This is a genomic window from Burkholderia sp. BCC1977 (assembly GCF_905339595.1).
Taxonomy (GTDB): Bacteria; Pseudomonadota; Gammaproteobacteria; order Burkholderiales; family Burkholderiaceae; genus Burkholderia.
The window spans coordinates 1-416 of record NZ_CAJPGQ010000181.1 but is presented as its reverse complement, the minus strand read 5'-3'; the positions used below and the strand labels follow the sequence as shown (position 1 = coordinate 416).

The following is a 416-nucleotide window of genomic DNA, read 5'->3' as shown; positions in this document are numbered from 1 at the left end:
TCGTCAGGTTGCCGTTCAGGTCATACGTCACCGCCCGCCCAGCCGCCGTACGGTATTGATTCAGCCCGTTGGCCGTATACGTCGTACGGGTCCCTGTCGCCGGCTTCCAACCGTATCGGTTGTTCGTCACGCTCGATCGCGTGATGTCGCCCAACTGGTTGCGTGCGAACCGCGCGATCCAGTCCTCCGCTCTGCTCGTGAACCGGTGATCCTGGCCCGACACCCCCCCTTGGTTGTCGTACGCAAACTCAGTTCGCGTCCCGTTGCCCAGTTCCACCCTCGCCCGACGGTTCAGCGCGTCATAGCTGTACTTCGCCAGGCTCGCCGTGCCGTTTTCCAGCAACTGCGACGGCCGGCCGAAGCCGTCGTACTGCGTCGATACGTGGAAACCATCCGGCCACGCAACGTCGATTACA

General features: G+C 63.0%; 1 pseudogene. It reads right to left on the bottom strand.

Annotation, left to right across the window (positions count from 1 at the left end):
• Positions 1-416 (bottom strand): annotated as a pseudogene (locus U5771_RS35370) (hypothetical protein); the annotation flags it as partial.